The following is a 16429-nucleotide window of genomic DNA, read 5'->3' on the forward strand; positions in this document are numbered from 1 at the left end:
TCCCTTGTGGTTACTTACGAAGCCGCTTCACAATGGTTGCGGTTGTCCGGGCCGCCGTTTGAATTTGGTCTATAGAGTTCCCTAAACCGAAACTAAATCGAACGGCCGAACCGGATACAGATTCTGGAAGCTGCATAGCGCGGAGTACATGCGATAATTCAAGCGATCCGGATGAACACGCAGAGCCGCTGGCGGCAGCGATTCCTTCCAGATCCAAACTCATCAGCAGCGTTTCCGTATGAACGCCCGGAAAGCTGACATTGTAAATATGCGGTACGCCATGCTCAGGATTTCCATTCACGACAAACCCTTCCGGCCCCAGTTCTTCATGAAAAACAGCGTCCATGGAGCTGCGGCAGCCGATAGCCAGTTCTTTGTAATTATCGGACATTTTGTTATATATTTCCAGTGATTTCGCAAAACCGACTATTCCGGCTACGTTTTCCGTGCCGGCTCTCTGTCTGCGTTCTTGGGACCCGCCCAGTATTTGCGGGGTAAGATGGAGGTGCCGCGAGTCATAGTACAGGGCTCCTACACCTTTGGGCCCGTTAATCTTATGTGCCGAGAAACTCATCAGATCCACCTGCAGCTTCGACAAATCTATCCTAATCTTGCCGAGCGCTTGGACAGCATCAACATGAAAAGCAATGCCCCGGCTTCTAGCGAGGCGGCCAATTTCTTCAATCGGCTGGATCGTGCCGATTTCATTGTTCACGTACATCACGCTGATCAGCACCGTCTCCGGACGAATGGCCCGCTCTATATCCTCCACTCGGATAAGACCGGTCATATCTACTGGGAGATAAGTAACATCACAGCCCATTTTCTCCAAACGTCCGGCCGGATGCAGCACGGCATGATGTTCTATAACGGTTGTAATCATATGTGGACGCTGTTCCTTATGGGACTTTACTATCCCGTACAACGCCGTGTTGTTGCTTTCGGTTCCTCCGCTCGTAAAAAGCAAATCGGCTGGCGAGCAGCCGATTGCCGCCGAGACGGCAGCACGCGAACGGTCGAGCGCTGTTCTAGACGCCCGCCCGTAGCCGTGAATGCTGGAAGGGTTCCCGAAATGTTCTGTATAGTATGGAATCATCGCCTGCAGCACCTCCGGGTGGAGGGGCGTCGTCGCGGCATGATCAAGGTAAATTGCCATGTGAGTCACCCTATCAAATGTAGAACATATAATTGTCGCGCTTATTGTCTTCCTGGTACGAAATCAGTGAAGCAAGCGTCGTCGAGTCCAGCACATCCGCGATGCTGTCGCGAATACGTATCCATAAATCACGTTTGGCCGGGTCATCTTCTTCCGTGAAATCGACAGGTGAGATCGGACCCTCCAGGACCCGGATCACTTCACCGGCTGTGATTTGCTCGGCATTCTTCGAAAGAATGTAGCCGCCGTATGCTCCGCGGATGCTTTTGACAAGGCCGGCGTTGCGCAGCGGTGCTACGAGCTGCTCCAGATAATGCTCGGAAAGCTGGTGCTTCTCGGCAATGCTCTTAAGAGAGGTCGGACCTTCTCCGAAACGGTTTGCAAGTTCCATCATTATTGTTAGGCCATAGCGCCCTTTTGTAGAAATTTTCAATTTCACACCTCTTCTACCTTGTGCTGATGAGTAAAAACATTAGCTTCAGGGTATCCTATTTCTCTATTTTTCATTCATTCCATTTTGCCATATTCCCTTCTATGTTATCATAATTCCGATTATTTGGGTTACAAAACCATGACATCTTCATGAAATATTTTAACTTTTAAAAAAGAACGCTATAATGAGAGGAACCCTGCATGTTAACGTTATGTTGTTGCAGGTCATTTTTCGACAAGAAAGGAACAATTCCGACTATGAACAGCAAGAAACGAATCATTCTCGGAATGTCGGGCGGGGTAGATTCTTCCGTTGCAGCGCTTCAGCTTAAAGAGCAGGGCTACGATGTCATTGGCGTTTTCATGAAAAACTGGGACGATACCGATGAGTTTGGCCACTGCACTGCCGAAGTGGATGCAGAAGATGTGCGGAGGGTCTGCGATCAGATCGACATTCCGTTTTATACGGTAAATTTCGAAAAAGAATATTCCGAGAAGGTATTTCAATACTTCCTCGACGAATACAAAAACGGCCGGACTCCGAACCCCGATGTTATGTGCAACCGGGAAATCAAATTCGGGGAATTTCTGCAAAAAGGGCTGGACCTGGGGGCCGATTATATCGCAACCGGGCACTATGCCCGTCTGGAAAACCGGGACGGTGAGTATGTCCTCCTGCGCGGCAATGACGCTAACAAGGATCAGACCTACTTCCTGCATGCCCTGAACCAATACCAGCTGTCGAAGACGATGTTCCCGATCGGACATCTTCCCAAACCGCAGGTCCGCGAATTGGCTGCTGCAGCCAGCCTGGCTACCGCCAAGAAGAAAGACAGTACAGGTGTCTGCTTTATTGGGGAACGGAACTTCAAAGAGTTCCTGAGCCAGTACCTGCCTGCCCGTCCCGGCGACATCCAGACGCTGGAGGGCGAAGTCAAGGGACGCCATGACGGCCTCATGTACTACACCTTGGGCCAGCGTCAGGGACTTGGCATCGGCGGCTCCGGAACAGGCGAACCCTGGTTCGTCGCCGATAAAGATCTCGAACGTAACATCCTCTACGTCGTTCAGGGGGACAAGCACCCGCGTTTGTACAGCAAAGGCTTATCGGCTACCGGTGTGAACTGGATCAGCCCGCGCAAGCCTGAGGGCACCTTCACCTGCACCGCCAAGTTCCGCTATCGCCAGCCGGACCAGGGCGTCCGGGTCACACTCGGGGCAGATGGAACGGCGGAAGTCGTGTTTGATCAATTGCAGAAGGCGGTCACACCCGGGCAATCGGTTGTCTTGTATGACGGCGATGTCTGTCTGGGCGGCGGAATCATCGATAAGGTCCATCGTTAGGCATTCGTTGAGTCTCCGTTAAACATCCGTTAAGTTTCCATTAAACATCTGTTAAGCAATCCGTTGCAATGGTTTAAGCTGCGGTATACGGGGATTGTGTTGTAAAGTTTATTATGCAATAAAAATACTCTTTTTGGCCCCGGGGCTAAAAAGAGTATTTTTTATTGGGAACTTAAATGTGGCTGGTTTTCGAAAAAGGCCCTGCTCGTTCATAAGCAGCCATAAGCCGCACGGTCCTATGCTGATTACCTGGGAAATAATTATCACGAATTTCCGCTGAAACCTGCATGTTCAATGTTAACGGATCTTTGATTCCTTTTATTAACCACAGGATTATTAAATCACTCCGGCTGTCCCTCATCTGATTGGACAGGAAGAGTTTCCGCGTAGAAAATTCGTTTAACCTGCTCTCGCATAGGCTTGGAGACAAGCAGATAAAGCATGTCACCCTTAATGATTTCAACATCCCCCCGCGGGGTGACGATCTCTCCATTTCGTATAATCGCCGTAATCAGCACCTCTTTGGGCAGCTTGAGCGCACCGATCGTCTGACCGGTTACGGCACTGGTCTCCTTCACTTTGATTTCGATGATTTCGGCATTCGCCTTGCCTATGGCAAGCAGTTCAATCGTGTGCTCGGCAGGCTGCATATCCCCTTCTGTAAGACCCAGCTTATTGGCAAGGGGCGAAATCGTAGAACCTTGTATCAAGGTTGACGTCAGGACGATAAAAAACACCACATTAAAATACATCCAGCCGTGCTCGATTCCGGCAATGAGAGGATAGGTCGCGAGCACAATAGGAACAGCGCCCCTCAGACCGGCCCATGAAACGAGCAGCTTCTCACGAAAATTGAACTTAGTCCCCAACATACTCACGAACACCGCGATAGGTCTTGCAAGGAACATAAGGATCAGAGACAACAGGAGTCCTTCCAGCATGATATCCGGGAATTCTCTCGGAAATGCCAAAAGCCCGAGCAGCATGAACATAAGAATTTGCATCATCCAGGAAAATCCCTGATGGAACCGTATAATCGAGAACCGGTAAGCGAAATCGGCGTTGCCGAGTTTAAGCGCCATCACATAGACTGCAAGCAGACCGCTTGCATGCAGAAGCGCTGCGCTTCCGTAAGAGAAGATGGCGAATGCCAGAGCCAGCACCGGATACAGCCCGGAGGAATCCAGGTCGATTTTATTCAGACTCCAGATAGCCAGCTTACCGATCACAAGCCCGAGGACCAGACCCAGACCCATCTCCCATACGAATGATGCCGCCATCAAAAGAAGGCTGGAATCCGGGTGCTCCATCAACTCCAGCAGGGATACCGTAAGAAAAACCGCCATCGGATCGTTCGTGCCCGATTCGGCTTCGAGTGTCGATGTCAGCCGTCTTTTGACATTCTGATTGCCGAGTACCGCGAATACTGCTGCCGCGTCCGTCGAGCCGACAATCGCTCCGAGCAGCATCCCCTCCAGGAAAGAAAGTTTCAAGATCCACATAGCGAAGAAACCAACTATGGCTGTCGTGAGTACAACCCCAACGGTTGACAGCAGAATCGCAGGCTTAACTACTTCGCGTACATGAGACCATTTGGTCTGGAGCCCCCCTTCGAATAAAATGACGATCAGGGCCATGATTCCAAACCACTGGGTCAACTCCGCATTATCGTAATAAATAAAATTATTCAGCACCATGCCGACCAGCATAAAAAAAACGAGAGCCGGAAGACCAAATCGTGTAGAGAATTTGGTCATTAACACACCGGCAAACAGCAAGATGGCGATTAAGAAAACATATTCTTCTGTCATAATTGATTTCGGCTCCTTAGGCCGTGCCGTGCAGTGATACTGTGATCACACTTGAGAAGAGAATTATCTGCTGCGGCGCTGCTGATTTAGTTTCATCTTCTCTTCCATACCCTGTTCGGAGGCTTTGAAAAACACTTGCTCCTCCATTTTTTCCGGTAAATAAGCCTGTTTTACAAAATGGCCCGGATAATTATGCGGATACATGTAGCCTTTATGCCCAAGCTTCTCCGCCCCCTTATAATGGGCATCCCGCAAATGAAGCGGTACTTCTATCAGACCGACACTATCCATCGCAGTCATCGCACGGCTTATGGCAAGCGGAATCGAATTGGATTTGGGACTTTCGACCGCAAACAAGATGGCCTGTGAAAGAATGTACTTCGACTCCGGCCAGCCTATTTTATGATAGGCATCCATCGCCGTGACGGCTTGAACCATCGCCTGCGGATTCGCGAGTCCGATATCTTCGCTGCAGGCGACGATCAGCCTCCTGATGAAAGTCATCGGGTCCATTCCCAGCTTCTCCACGGCATAGAGAAACCAGAAGAGAGCGGCATCCGATGATCCACGCACGCTTTTATGAAAAGCGGACAGCACATCGTACTGGGTCGATTCGTCGGCCCTCACGGTCTTGCGCCGGATCGATTCCTCTGCGGTATCGAGATTGATGCGGACAATGCCATCCGCACCTGCCGCTGTCGTAAGCGCAGCAATTTCCAATGCATTAAGGGCACGCCGGATATCTCCTCCGGCCATGAATGCAATATGCTCCAACGCCTCCTCATCGGCTTCGATGTTCAGGAAGCCAAGTCCGCGCTCCTTGTCGGCAAGTGCACGCTCCATTGCCGTGCGCGCATGTTCATGCGTCAGACCCTGCAGCTGAAATAAAGTGGAGCGCGACAACAGGGCCCCGTTCACATAATGGAACGGGTTCTCGGTCGTGGCGCCGATAAATACGATCGTGCCTTGTTCGACGGCAGGCAGCAGCGCATCCTGACGCGCTGAATTAAAGCGGTGCACCTCATCCAGGAACAGGATCGTTCTGCGCCCGTATAGAGCCTTCTCGGTTTTGGCCTGCTCAATCACTTCCCGGACATCTTTGACGGAGGCATCGACTGCATTAAGCCGGACGAAATTGCCGGAAGTTTTCTCCGAAATAATATGCGCTAATGTTGTTTTACCGCAGCCCGGCGGGCCGTAGAGCAGAATCGAGCTGATCTGATCAGCTTCAATCGCCCTCCTCAGCAGCTTACCGGGTCCTACGATTTGTTCTTGTCCTATATATTCATCCAGCGTACGCGGCCGCATGCGGTCCGCGAGCAGTTTCCCGCGGGAATCATTGTCAGCAGCGTAGCTGAACAGGTCCATATCCATTCGGTCATTCCGCCTTTCGCACCAATAAGATCGTCTCTTTATTATATCGTTAGAGGATGTTCTTTGTCGAAAGGCGCCCCGCTTCTAGTGAACGGTCCCGGCCGAGTGAATACGGACATGAGTCTCCACCTCAAACTCCAGAGCAGGAAATAAACGCTCCCACTCCTCCCATTCGGTCTCATTGTTCCAATGACGGGATATATATCGGAGTCCGAATCCTATCGGGTCTGTCTTGTTTTTTTGCAGTTTCGCCAAAAAAGCGGTTACCTGTCTGCTGATTTCTTTCTCAAATATTTTCTCAATCTCATCCAGTCTTTCCCGGGTAAATTTTTCCCGCATTTCATTCTCTTCGAGATTGCTGCTGATTTTGATCTTATACTTAAGAACCCTACTCTTCCCGGTTTCTTCAATTTTATAAGAAGCACGGGAAGTATCCACATTTATTTCATAGAAGTTATTTTCGGTTTGAGCACTCATATTCGTTTTTAAATTCCGGCTGACCAGCAGATTGTAAATTTTAGTTTCATCCGGCGACAGCTCAACCGCAATTTTATTTTTCCTCATCAACACGACCCGGTTAATAACAAAATAATCTTTCTTTGCCTCAACAACCGGAAGAAACGGATCCAGACCTTTCTCATCCAGCCGCCTCTGATAATCAAACAAAAATTCAGAAACGATGAAGGGGGATTCCGTCCCGTTCTTGGACAGAGAAAGAATTAAGGCGTTAGATGGAATCCGTTCTGATTTGGGCTTCACCTTCTGAGCATCAAGTGCGGATGGACTCCCGATCCCCAACATACTAATTCTCTGAATATCACGCCGCCTTACAGCCCAGTTGATCACCCTGTATATGTCCTCTCTCGCCATCTCTTCCCCGATGAGAAGCACTTTCATATGGCCATAGTCCAGTTCTTTGTCTACCTTGGATTTAGCTTTGCGGAGAGCATCGGATATCGTTCTTGCCTCCTCCTCAATAATTTCGAACTCTTCCGCCCCTTCTTTCGGATTGCCTTGTGGAATCGCCAGTTTTAAACTGACACGCATATCAGAGCCTTCTCCTTTGTCGATTCCCATAGAAACCACAAATACACGCTTGTCAATGTCTTTGAAGTTACAGCCCCCCGCGAGACATCCTGCAAGAAGAATCAGCACTAGAAACACATGATTAGGCTTCACTTTTCTTCCCCTTCCGGTACATGTAGAACATCAGAATCAGAAGCAGGGCCTCTGCTCCCAGACGGACAATCAAAAAAACCTCCCCCACATCGACAAGCTGCTTCTGATTGAAGCGGAGCATAATCAAACACCCTGCACTGAAAATAAAACCTGTCGTGTAGGAAACTATTTTATAAGCCCGGGTTTTCCGGTCGAATTTGAACAAACCCTCCGTGAGATTCTGGGCAACATGCCAGTGGACAGTGGTGCTGATCAGAAATAAGGCGATATAGATTAAATAAAATACAAACACCATTCTCTCCACGAGAAATAAATCGATCCGGATAGAGTCTGCCAGAGAAAACCAGGGATACACATAAGAATCAACGCCCACGGACCCATGATAACCGATGGGGACTATAACCGTGACCACCAGCAGCAGGAAACCGGACAACGCAATCACAATCGTTCCTCTTGCCTGGAACTTCTCAAATACCCGGTTAAATACAACCATGTTGATATAGCCGGTAAAAAGAAAAGTAGCTCCCGCTATGGCGGACAAATCCGGCCATTTCAGCGAATAGGTCAGGGTCTGGATAACCGCATCCCAGCTGAAAAACGACGTACTCATCGCTTTTATAATAAAAAAAAGGATAGGAGGGACAGTCAGGAACAGCAATAACTCGAGCGCATACAGAATAGAGGCCGTATTAATCTTGCAGGACCAGAAAACGACAATCAGATACCCGAGCATAATGAGAATCGCCGGAACATCCTGACTAATATAACGCAGTGTAATATCTACAAAGGAGAGAAGCGTCAAAGCCCCTGCAAAATACCATAATCCGATCATGAGCAGCATAACAAAAGTCCCGACAGACTTGGGCAGAAATCTTTCCATCAGCTCAGGAAACCCCTGCCTCGGAAAATAGGCGAGCATTTTGCAAAACGCGTAGATCAAAAAAATACTCATCGGAACGGATATAAGAATGGAGGACCAGGTCCCTGTGAAGCGATGCTCCAGCAAGATACGGGGGACGTAAATGATAATGCTGATCAACGCGTTGATCGCAATGAGATAATAGAAATATCGGTTCGTGATCATTTCCGTCCTCCTTCATCCATTCTGGCTTTAATCAGTCTTAAGTAAGGCTGTCCGAAGCTTCGAAGGTTACACAAATAAAGAATCGCTCCGATAATCCCGACAACAATGCCAAGCAGCCCGAAGACCGCGGCAAGCAGGACAAATACATATTTGCAGAATCGCACGCTAAAGCTCATCATATTGATTGGAATTACAAAGTTGGAGATGGCTACTGCCGCCACAAGGATAATCATGATGCTTCCTACCATGCCCGCTTCGGTAGAAGCGGTACCTAAAATCAGACCTCCTACCGTGGTTGCTGTCGGACCAATCGCCTTGGGCAGCCGCAAACTTGCTTCGATCAGGAACTCCATCACAATCAGCATCAGCAGCACCTCGATGTAAGACGGATAAGGCACGCTTGCCCGGCTTCCGGCAATAAGCAGCGTTAAATTCATTTTGAGGATTTCAGGATTATAGGAAGTGAAGGCCACATACAGGGCCGGAAGGGTCAGCGTCATAAAAAGACCCAGATAACGGATGAGTACCAGGAATACGCCGACAAAAGGCAGCTGTACCTTATCATCCATAGCCGAAAAGAAATCAAAGAAAGTCGAAGGCAGAATCAGCACAAACGGGGCTGTATCGATGATCACGACAATTCTGCCTTTGCTTAGATTATCGACTGCACGGTCCGGTCTTTCCGTAGTCAGAATCGTCGGCACCAATCGAAGGCCGGAAGGACTTATCGCTTTTTCCAATTCGCCCGAGGACTGGACTTTATCGATCTTAAGGGTACTGAGTTTGTCTTTGAGCTCTTGCAGAATCCCTTTATCAATCAAGCGCTCATCATAAACCAGGGTCGTAACCGTCTGGGTGAGCGTGCCGATGTTCATGCTTTCGGTCTTAAGACTGGATGATTTGTACCTGCGGCGGATCATATTCAAATTCGTTTGGACGGATTCTGTAAAAGCATCCTGGGGACCTTGAACCGTTGCTTCCACAGAAGCCGGTTGAATGGCGCTTTTTTCATCCAGCAGTACTTCGATCAGATAAACGCTGCCGTTTACGAATAAAGCCGCCCCTCCTCCCAGTATCGATTCCAGCACCTTGACGACATTTGAGAACCGTTTGCAGCACGGCAGGGAGCCGATGTATTGCTCGTACTGCTCTTCGGTCGGAATTCCATAGAAAGGAACCACAAATAACCGCTGGATCTGACGCGGATCGCAAATGCTTTTGAGGTAGATCAAGCGCACTTTTCTGTCCAGACAAGTAAGCTGGAGATCCTCCAGATCCACACTGGAAGAGAATTTATCTGCCAGCCATTGTTCAATTTCAGCAGTAGTCACGGTCTTGTTCACTTTACGGGCTCCTTTGCCGGCGTAGCTGCGCGGCGGTCCTTATCGTTGTTCTTACGTTGCCCTCCATCCTTCCATGTCATTCCAACAAAGGAAGAACCGGAAACAAAAAACCACACATGCTATGGAACATGTGTGGTTTAACTATTTTAAATTACTTAAGTGCTAGGTCTTCTCCATTACAAGACTGCCGTTATTCTTGTAGACGGAGAGAAGAACTTCTTCCCCCTTCTCACCAACCTCAAAAAGATAACGGTCTTCCCGTTCCTCCAGTAAGCGGGTCGCGGCCTCGTCATAGTAGAGGGCGACAATGCCGGAGGCCTCCTCCCGGGTAAACGGCTCCGTAAGGGGCAGTTCCGCGAAATGGTCGATCACCCACGCTGCCTCGCGGAGGACAAGCTTGTATGTAAGATAGGCCGCTGTCGTGTTAGCTCCCTCCGGGCGCTTGCCGCGGATTTGTAAAGTTTCATCCGTTCTTCCGGTTATCTCAAACGAAGCACCCGGCATAACGGGCGATGGGACCACGGCCGACATTTCATAAATGCCGCCCATTTGATGCTCATAGAACGTTCTCCATCTGGAGCTGTCTGCGTAAAAATGCAGAAGGCGGGCCTCAATGGCGTCGAAGGAAGGTTTATACCCCGATGCCAGCTGATGGTCGAACAGGACAAGCAGCAGGTCCGCGGTACGCTGTTCACTCCGCCGGATTAGCTCTACCGCTTCCTGCAGGCCGATCGGTTCCTGTGCTTTCCTCAACCGTTCATCGGCGGTACTCTCCAACAGGCACAAAGCACCGGCAATCAACACGGCAGAGTCGCCCCGGGTCATGACTGACTCCGGCGTATACGATGAATCCGCACGGCTCCAAGAAGGACCCAGCAGGCTGAGGTTCCTGACCGCCGTCTCCGCCCAGCTGTCTGTATGGGCATCACTCCGCCCACCCGCGCTGGCTGGAGCCTCAACACCCTGAGCCTCCAGCCAGCGCCACACCATGGCGGCGGCCGCCTGCCGGCTTACAGGCCGCTCCGGAGAGAAGGTGACGGCTGTAGTGCCGTCGATGAGGCCGGAGGCGTAAGCCGCTGCGATATAGGGCCTGGACCATACGGATGTGACATCCGTAAAAGGCATCCGGCCCCTGGACGCAGCAATCTCCTTCGCGTCCCTCGATGCTGCCGTGAGCAGCTTCGCGAACTGCTCGCGCGTCGCGATCCCCGCAGGATCGAACTTTCCTGCGGATATCCCTTCGGCGATGCCGTGCTCAGCCAGCTCATGGATCGCCGCAGCGCCGTAGGTATCCGGCGCAACGTCGTTGAATGGCTGCGGGGAATCCGCGCGGGCATGTACGTCCGCCTCCCTGGCAGATGGAGCCTCCGCCGCATCCGCGATAGACTGCACAGGAGCGCGCGCTTTACCGACGCCTCCCCATGTGCAGTCTGCCTCTGCGGAAGCGATAACGCGCTGCCTCATCTTGCCGGCACCGCCAGCTTCCGCCAGGGCCTTCATCCCGGGGTAATCCGCGCTTGCCGGTGCAGCAGCAGCCTGGGCTTCCCCGGAAACGGGAATCATGACTACTGCAGCTGTAAGTACCGCTGCAACTGCCGGTAACGCCAACGAAGCCAGTGTCCTCCCCATACGTTTCCTGCCTCTCGTAATTGAAATAATAACCAAAACATACGTGTTCAGCTAGATTTCAATTCCTGCCTGTTCCAGCAGATCCTTCACACAGACACTGACCATGATCAGGCCTGCAACCGGAGGAACGAATGCATTGCTTGCCGGAGGCTGCTGAGCCTTGCGTATCTCGGGTGCATTCTCCGGTACAATCCGCTGGGTGACGTCTTCACGGGGTTTCTTCGGCTCCTCGGTCGAGAAGACCACCTTGACCCCTTTCTTGATGCCTTCCTTCCGCAGCTTGGTGCGCACTACCCGCGCAATCGGATCCATCGTGGTCTTCGAAATATCCGCGACCTGGAATTTGGTCGGATCCATCTTATTGGCGGCTCCCATGCTGGAGATCATCGGAATTTTACGCGCCAGACATTCTTTAATCAGGTGGATCTTATAAGAGATCGTGTCCGACGCATCCAGCACATAATCGGGCTTATAATCAAAAAGCTGTTCATAGGTCTCCTCGGTATAGAACATTCTCAGCGCGATGGCATCGCATTCCGGATTAATCAGCTTAATCCGCTCCTGCATCAGCTCCGCTTTGGGCTGCCCGACCGTGGTCGTAAGCGCATGAATCTGGCGGTTCACATTCGTAATGTCCACGACATCTTTATCGATGAGAATAATACGCCCGACTCCGGTACGCGCCAGCGCCTCGGCTGCAATTGCCCCGACTCCGCCGATCCCGAGAACCGCGACCGTGCTTCCTTTCATAATGTTCAAGCCCTCCGGCCCTATAGCAAGCTCTGTCCGGGAGAATTGATGTAACATTGAGTAATTCCTCCTCTGTTAGGTGTATACGTGATTATTGGTTACCGCTAGTTTGACGGGACAGGCGGCCTATTGTCAAGTTTCATGGGAAGCAGCCCGTACCTATAGGGTCAGCTCCCCGCTTCTCAAGCAGGTATGCATAGCAGCTTCTCGCAGGATACCGGTCTTTACGCCAGTTCTCACAGCGGCAAACTTTGGATTATTGTCAGGCAAAAAGGGACCTTCTCAGGTCCCTCTTCTATAGCTGCGCGTGCTTAATAGCTTCCGCTTGCCGGAGTGCAGTTTCTACGAGCAGCCCCGGCTTGCCGGAACCTCCCGTCCCCTATAGGGACGGTTACGCTTTGGCGGCAGGCTGCTTGAGAGCGACGCGGATCGACAACTCCTCAAGCTGCTTATCACTGACTGCGCCCGGTGCATCGGTAAGCGGATCGGAAGCGCTCGCTGTCTTAGGAAACGCGATCGTCTCACGCAGGTTGGTGCGTCCCGCAAGAAGCATGATAAGACGGTCCAGACCGTACGCCATACCGCCGTGAGGAGGTGTTCCGTATTCGAATGCTTCCAGCAGGAAGCCGAATTCCGCTTTTGCTTCTTCGGGGCTGAAGCCCAGCGCTTTGAACATTTTCTCTTGTACTTCACGCTGGTAGATCCGCATGGATCCCCCGCCTACTTCGTATCCGTTAAGGACGATGTCGTAAGCCTGGGCACGCATTTGACCCGGATCGGTGTCGAACAGATGTAGATCTTCATCATTCGGACGGGTGAACGGATGGTGCATCGCCGCATAACGCTTCTCGTCCTCATCGTATTCGAACATCGGGAAGTCCACAACCCACAGGAACTTATACGCCTTGTCGTCGATCAGACCGAGGTCACGGCCGACCTTCTGGCGGAGGTTACCCAGTACATCGTAAACGACTTTAGGCTTGTCGGCGGAGAAGATAAGCAGGTCGCCTTCTTCTACATTCAGGCGCTCCGTCAGTGCGGCGATCTCTTCTTCCTTGAAGAATTTCACGATCGGCCCTTTCCACTCGCCTTCTTTGACTGTGATCCATGCAAGACCTTTGCCGCCGTAGCGGGATGCGAACGGCTGCAGATCGTCAAGCTCCTTGCGGCTCCACGTCGCACAGCCTTTTGCGTTAAGAGCTTTAACGATACCGCCGTTCTTGGCGATCATATTAAATACTTTTACATCGCTGTCCGCAACAATGTCTGTCACCGTCGAGAGTTCCAGACCGAAGCGAAGATCCGGCTTATCCGAGCCGTATTTGTCCATCGCTTCTGCATAGGTCAGACGTTGGAACGGTGTCGCCACTTCTACGCCGATCGTCTCACGGAACAAACGTACCAGAAGCTGTTCCATCATCTCAAGCAGTTGATCCTGAGACATGAACGAAGTCTCGATGTCGACTTGCGTAAACTCAGGCTGGCGGTCCGCACGCAGATCTTCATCGCGGAAACAGCGCGCAATCTGATAATAACGTTCCAGACCGCTTACCATCAGCAGCTGCTTGAAGAGCTGAGGGGATTGCGGCAGAGCGAAGAATTCACCCGGGTGAACGCGGCTTGGCACGAGATAGTCACGTGCGCCTTCCGGTGTGCTCTTGGTCAAGATCGGAGTCTCGATATCAAGGAATCCGTTCTCGTCGAGGTAGTCACGGAATACTTTAGCTGCTTTAGAACGCAGCATAAGTGTTTTTTGCATTTCCGGGCGGCGCAGGTCCAGGTAGCGGTGCTTCAGGCGAAGGGTTTCGTCAATCTCGATTCCGTCTTCGATGAAGAACGGAGGGTTTTTAGCCGCATTCAGAATTTCGATTTCCGTAATGCGCACTTCAATTTCACCGGTGCCCAGGTTCGTGTTCACTGTCTCCGCATCGCGCTCGACAACAGCACCTTTTACCGCAAGCACATATTCGTTGCGTGCGCGGTCGGCAATCGCCAGCGCCTCTCCCGAAAAATCCGGATTGAATACGATTTGTACCAGACCGCTGCGGTCACGCAGGTCGATAAACAGGACTCCGCCCAGGTCACGACGGCGCTGCACCCAACCGTTCAGAACAACGGTTTCTCCAATGTTCGCTTTTGTTAATTGTCCGCAATGATGAGTTTTGAGCATCATGGTTATGAATTCCTCCATCAAAATAAGTAATGTCGTAGCACAATTGTTTCGATCATTTACAAATGCTGTGGACCCGGCCTTGGGCCCAGCTAATAGTTCCCTGCTTATTTACGGGCTTTAAGCACGCCGACGAAATCTGCAAGCGCTACAGTTTCCTGTTCGCCCGTCGCCATCGCTTTCAGCGTAATTTCGCCCCGCTCCAGCTCGTCATCGCCTAGAATCGCGACAAACCGGGCTTCAGCGCGGTCAGCCGCCTTCATTTGCGTCTTCATCTTGCGGGACTGATAGTCCTTCTCAGCCAAGATGCCTTCCGAACGAAGCCGGTACAGCTGCTTCACGATCTCGTTCTCGGCGGCTTCACCGAGTCCGATCAGATGCACATCCAGTACGGGAGGCTTCGGCAGCTCAACACCTTGCGATTCGAGCACGAGCAGGATGCGCTCCAGACCCAGGCCGAAACCGACGCCAGGCTGATCCTGCCCGCCGATCTGAGACACAAGCCCGTTATAGCGCCCGCCTCCGCCGATCGTATCGATCGCGCCGATACCAGCAGCCTTGTACTCAAATGCCGTGTGCGTATAATAATCAAGACCGCGGACAAGGCGCGGATTGATGCGGTACGGAATCTCCATGGCATCCAGATGGCGCTTTACTGCCTCGAAATGCGTGCGGCAAGCCTCATCCAGATCATCCAGCAGTTCAGGAGCTCCGTCAAAACGCTTCTGATCCACTTTGCAATCCAGAATCCTCAGAGGATTGCGCTCATAGCGGGATTGGCAGTCCTTGCACAGTTCATCTTTGAAAGGAGCGAGGAAATCCTGCAGACGCTGTTTGTAATTCGCCCGGACTTCAGGTGTTCCCACCGAGTTAATTTCCACCGTCACATCTTTCAAACCGATTTCTTTGTAAAAAGTGTAGCCCAGCGCGATGACCTCCGCATCGAGTGAAGGATCCTCCGAACCCAGTGCTTCCACCCCGAACTGGTGGAATTGGCGGTAGCGCCCTGCTTGCGGCTGCTCGTAGCGGAACATCGGTCCGGTATAGAACAGTTTACTTACATCCGGCTCGCCATAAATTTTGTTCTCCACGTAAGCGCGGACGATCCCTGCCGTTCCTTCCGGCCGTAAGGACATGCTCCGGTCTCCCTTATCAAAGAACGTATACATTTCCTTCTCTACAATATCGGTTGTCTCCCCGACGCCGCGGGAGAACAATTCCGTGTTCTCAAAAACCGGAGTCCGAATTTCACGGTACCGGTAACGGGTGCACAGCTCGCGTGCTGTGTTCTCGAGAAACTGCCACTTCTCTACAGCGCCGGGCAGAATGTCCTGGGTGCCCTTAGGTTTCTGAATGCTCATGCCTGCTCCTCCTTGATTCACTTTGATCGCCTTATGCGCGGGATCTCTGGACAAATTAAAAAAGTCCCCCATCCCGGTAACCGGTCATTAAACCGGTTAGGGACGAGAGACGTTATCAACTGATCATCACCCGTGGTGCCACCCACATTCCGAAACCACGGCACGGTCCGTAAGAACGGATCGGCGGAATTTCGCTTCATACGGTTAACGCCCGTCTACGCATAACGGCTAATTAAACCCGCCTCTACCCGCTTATAGCGAGGCAGAATGCTTGCTGTTCACCGCCAGTCCTCCGGGAGGTCTTACGTCCGGCCATCATAAGGAAGCTTGCAGCCTGGGCTTCCCTCTCTAGGTACGTGGAATCGAACGACTTTGTCCCTTCAACGGATCAATGTGCTATCACGATTGTGTTAGAAATGATTGTAATCGCCGGGCTGTATAAAGTCAAGCACCCGGTACGGTTATTTCCATTCTTTCTCCGCCCACTTCTGCAGCTCATCCATAACCGGTTCAAGGCCTTTGCCTTTCTCCGTGAGCTCATATTCTATCCGTACAGGCGTTTCCGGATACACGTGTCTGATTAGAATTTCAGCCGATTCCAGTTCTTTAAATCGTTCGGACAACATGCGGTCGCTCATGCTCGGAATAAGATCCGATATATCTTTAAACCGTTTGGGTCCGGTTAACAACACGCGGATGATCAATCCTGTCCAGCGTTTGCCGAGCAGCTCAAACGCATTTTCGAATTTGGGACACAAATGAAAATCTGCCATACGACATCATCTCCTTAACTCAC

At 51.4% G+C, this 16429-nt stretch carries 13 protein-coding genes; 1 reads left to right on the plus strand and 12 read right to left on the minus strand.

Features of this window, described 5'->3' with window-relative positions:
* Positions 1–10: 10 nt before the first annotated feature.
* Complete coding sequence (locus EDM21_RS08760) at positions 11–1156, minus strand: cysteine desulfurase family protein (protein WP_157334684.1); 1146 nt, start codon at positions 1154–1156, stop codon at positions 11–13.
* Positions 1157–1169: 13 nt separating this feature from the next.
* Positions 1170–1589, minus strand: a complete 420-nt coding sequence (gene cymR / locus EDM21_RS08765) for a cysteine metabolism transcriptional regulator CymR (RefSeq protein ID WP_068774202.1) — start codon at positions 1587–1589, stop codon at positions 1170–1172.
* Positions 1590–1846: 257 nt separating this feature from the next.
* On the opposite strand from cymR, the gene mnmA reads away from it, so the two are divergent.
* Complete coding sequence (mnmA, locus tag EDM21_RS08770) at positions 1847–2932, plus strand: tRNA 2-thiouridine(34) synthase MnmA (protein ID WP_157334686.1); 1086 nt, start codon at positions 1847–1849, stop codon at positions 2930–2932.
* A 341-nt stretch (positions 2933–3273) separates the two neighbouring features.
* On the opposite strand, the gene EDM21_RS08775 is transcribed toward mnmA, so the two are convergent.
* From EDM21_RS08775 to EDM21_RS08820, 10 genes are all read right to left on the minus strand, one after another.
* Positions 3274–4743 carry a potassium/proton antiporter gene (locus EDM21_RS08775; RefSeq protein ID WP_157334688.1) on the minus strand — a complete coding sequence of 490 codons (1470 nt, stop codon included), beginning with the start codon at positions 4741–4743 and terminating at the stop codon, positions 3274–3276.
* 63 nt (positions 4744–4806) lie between these two features.
* Positions 4807–6111 carry a replication-associated recombination protein A gene (locus EDM21_RS08780; RefSeq protein ID WP_461824328.1) on the minus strand — a complete coding sequence of 435 codons (1305 nt, stop codon included), beginning with the start codon at positions 6109–6111 and terminating at the stop codon, positions 4807–4809.
* Between the two features lie 90 nt (positions 6112–6201).
* Positions 6202–7296 (minus strand): Ger(x)C family spore germination protein, encoded by a 1095-nt coding sequence (locus EDM21_RS08785; RefSeq protein ID WP_166541899.1) that lies wholly within the window; start codon positions 7294–7296, stop codon positions 6202–6204.
* Complete coding sequence (locus EDM21_RS08790) at positions 7286–8380, minus strand: GerAB/ArcD/ProY family transporter (RefSeq protein ID WP_157334692.1); 1095 nt, start codon at positions 8378–8380, stop codon at positions 7286–7288. Before EDM21_RS08790 ends, EDM21_RS08785 begins: the two co-directional genes overlap by 11 nt.
* Positions 8377–9723, minus strand: coding sequence for a spore germination protein (locus EDM21_RS08795; RefSeq protein WP_166541900.1), 1347 nt, complete (start codon positions 9721–9723; stop codon positions 8377–8379). Before EDM21_RS08795 ends, EDM21_RS08790 begins: the two co-directional genes overlap by 4 nt.
* 162 nt (positions 9724–9885) lie before the next feature.
* On the minus strand, positions 9886–11331 hold the full coding sequence (locus EDM21_RS08800) for an S-layer homology domain-containing protein (protein WP_166541901.1): 1446 nt from the start codon (positions 11329–11331) through the stop codon (positions 9886–9888).
* Between the two features lie 72 nt (positions 11332–11403).
* Positions 11404–12159, minus strand: a complete 756-nt coding sequence (locus EDM21_RS08805; protein WP_157334696.1) for a tRNA threonylcarbamoyladenosine dehydratase — start codon at positions 12157–12159, stop codon at positions 11404–11406.
* A 334-nt stretch (positions 12160–12493) separates the two neighbouring features.
* The gene (gene aspS / locus EDM21_RS08810) at positions 12494–14275 is read right to left on the minus strand and encodes an aspartate--tRNA ligase (RefSeq protein ID WP_157334698.1); all 1782 of its coding nucleotides are present in this window, start codon (positions 14273–14275) and stop codon (positions 12494–12496) included.
* 104 nt (positions 14276–14379) lie between these two features.
* Positions 14380–15633 carry a histidine--tRNA ligase gene (gene hisS, locus EDM21_RS08815; RefSeq protein WP_157334700.1) on the minus strand — a complete coding sequence of 418 codons (1254 nt, stop codon included), beginning with the start codon at positions 15631–15633 and terminating at the stop codon, positions 14380–14382.
* 461 nt (positions 15634–16094) lie between these two features.
* Positions 16095–16406 carry a winged helix-turn-helix transcriptional regulator gene (locus EDM21_RS08820; RefSeq protein ID WP_068774191.1) on the minus strand — a complete coding sequence of 104 codons (312 nt, stop codon included), beginning with the start codon at positions 16404–16406 and terminating at the stop codon, positions 16095–16097.
* Between the last annotated feature and the right edge of the window lie 23 nt (positions 16407–16429).

It is taken from the genome of Paenibacillus lutrae (assembly GCF_009757775.1).
GTDB lineage: Bacteria > Bacillota > Bacilli > Paenibacillales > NBRC-103111 > Paenibacillus_F > Paenibacillus_F lutrae.